The sequence below is a fragment of the Bartonella sp. TT110JLCBS genome, from assembly GCF_042193405.1.
Lineage (GTDB): Bacteria > Pseudomonadota > Alphaproteobacteria > Rhizobiales > Rhizobiaceae > Bartonella.
Genome location: NZ_JBHILT010000087.1, coordinates 1 through 1,691, shown reverse-complemented (window position 1 = coordinate 1,691; position 1,691 = coordinate 1). Strand labels below are relative to the sequence as shown.

Genomic DNA, 1,691 nt, shown 5'->3' with positions numbered 1-1,691 from the left:
GTCACTGAACTCCCAACTGTATGTGCAAGAACAGTTTCGGCAATCTCAAATGGTGTTGACGTTGTCTCTGCTATCCAGTCCCGTAAGCTTGAACGAAAACCATGGGGACGATAGGTTAAGCCGCAAACTGTCATATACTTTGCCATGGTGGCATCAGAAATGGGGTTGCCTCTAAGACCAGAAAAGAGAAAACCATTCTTTTCAAAGGGGAGAGTTTTTTCAATAACTCTCAAAGATTCATTACTCAATGGCACGCGAAAATCTAAAACTTTCCCTACAATACCTTTCATGTTTTCTTTTGGTATAGTCCATATCTTTTTATCAATTTGTTCAAGGCGCAAATAGCGCAATGGATATGACCGTGCTCCCGTCAAAATGAGTAACTTCAGTGCTAAATTTGAAAGGATCTTATCATCCAAGCTTTGATAAAATGCCGGAACCTCTTGCCATGGCATAGCAGGAATATTTGTTGATGTAGCACGTGGTTTTCCTAAAAGAGCGCGTGCTTTCATACAAGCCTGTAGATCAACATCTAAACCAAGAGCCGCAGCATATTTCAAGCAAATATTGATACGGTTAAGTGCTTTTCGCGCTGTGTCTGCTTTTTCATGCCAAAGGGATGAGAGAACATTGCGGATGATATTGGCTGTTAATTTTTCTATAGGTAATTTGCCTATGTGTGGAATAACGTGCAACTCTAGTGGAGAAAACCAGCGACCGTTTTTACCTTCATTTTTCAACTCTGCTTTTTTGCTTTCAAAAGCCGCTTTTGCAATTTCTTGAAAAATATTGCTTTGCTGTTTTAAAATAGTCTGTTCTCGAAAGACAATAGGATCATTGCCTTCTTTAAGAATATCACTATAATATCTTGTAAGCTCACGCGCTTCTTTTAAAGAGAGTTTTGTAACAGGACCAAGTCCCATTTCACGGCGCTTATTGTGGTGCGTATAGCGAAAAAACCAAGAGCGTGTATTGTCTTTTCGAACATTCAACCACAACCCTGCCCCGTCACAATATTTACCCTGCGGAGACGTCTTTACGAATGATGCTGATAACCGATGAATCGCCCTCACTTAACGTCCCCTCTCGTCCACCTTTTCAAGCATTGCTCGTCCACCTTTTTGGGTCCACCTTTTAGACCACCTTTAATTTCTGATTTGAGATTTTTTCTTTAATACTTACTTTTTTTATTGAATCATAAAAAGCTATAGACATCAATACACCCTTACATATCTTTATATACTTTGAATCTTGTTGCTAAGCCCCTGCTTGCCGCGTCTGGGCACCATATTCTTCTTTGTTATATGTAACCTATTGTTTTTTTTATTTACTTTTTAAGTAAGGGATACCTAAGTCAAGTTAAGGGAATAGGATTTTCTAATATTTCTCTATAAAGCACGCTTCACATAATAACAAGATATTGATTTATAATAATAATCTAGCGTTATTCATATTGAATGAAAAAACTAATACTGTAGGATTCTATCATTAAAAATCTGTTCTATGTTGTATTAATCAAAATCACTTACTTGCACGTTACAAGCGGGATTTTCGTGTGGGTAAAAACTGTATAAGAAAGAATTTAAAAATGGCTCTTATGAACCGTCTTAATGTAAGGGCTGTCGCAACATTGGGAGCTGGCAAATATAATGATGGTGCCGGCTTGTTACTTCATAAGCGTAAAGATGGAG

The 1,691-nt window shown here is 37.9% G+C and carries 1 protein-coding gene and 1 pseudogene; one reads left to right on the top strand and one right to left on the bottom strand.

What is annotated here, in order from left to right; genetic code table 11:
* The coding region (locus ACFILW_RS09605; protein WP_375685699.1) for a tyrosine-type recombinase/integrase at nt 1-1,073 on the bottom strand (1,073 nt) is incomplete at its 3' end.
* A 515-nt stretch (nt 1,074-1,588) separates the two neighbouring features.
* Here ACFILW_RS09605 and ACFILW_RS09600 point away from each other — a divergent pair.
* A pseudogene (locus ACFILW_RS09600) lies at nt 1,589-1,691 on the top strand (DUF4102 domain-containing protein); the annotation flags it as partial.